Genomic DNA, 641 nt, shown 5'->3' on the forward strand with positions numbered 1-641 from the left:
TCAATTATGGAACTAATCCATTGCCTATCATGAAATTCCTGGGAGATCTTCAATATGAATACAGACCCAACGGATTAGATATTGATTTTGGAGATCTGAAACCAGATCGAGTTTCACATACTCCACGAATTACTTATGGAAATGATATTGTTCTGTATCGTGAAACCTGGAACATTTTTGCTGAAAAAGTTTCTAAGAATCCTAAGCCACAAATAGCTGAGCTGAAACAATATATTGAAGAAACAAACATTCCTCAGTATGTTATATTAGTGAGCCATAATGAAGACAGAATGATATTAGATACTACCAATATTTTCTGCTTACAGCTTATTCTTAATGAAATTATTAAAAATAAGAAAGTACAATTAAGAGAGTTTATTGGTGATATCAATGAAGATGCTTTCTTCAACGAGGTTCTATTTTCCGTAGAAAACACTGAAAGAGAAAAAAGTGTTGTTTTTTATCCGCCTTTGGAAAAAGTATTATATAAAGAAACAGAAAAAGATGTTAAAAGAACCTTTACATTAGGGGATGAATGGATTTTTGCGAAAATATATACAAGTGTCTATGCATCAGATAAATTGATAAAAGAAATTTTTCCTAAAATCGCAGATCAGGAATATATCAGCAAATGGTTCTAC

Annotated in this window: 1 protein-coding gene; it reads left to right on the plus strand. The window is 31.0% G+C overall.

Annotated elements, in window-relative coordinates; all coding sequences use genetic code 11:
• The coding region (locus tag SB659_RS19040) for a lantibiotic dehydratase (RefSeq protein WP_410551517.1) at nucleotides 1-641 on the plus strand (641 nt) is incomplete at both ends.

It is taken from the genome of Arthrobacter sp. SIMBA_036 (assembly GCF_046535135.1).
In the GTDB taxonomy this organism is placed as follows: domain Bacteria; phylum Actinomycetota; class Actinomycetes; order Actinomycetales; family Micrococcaceae; genus Arthrobacter.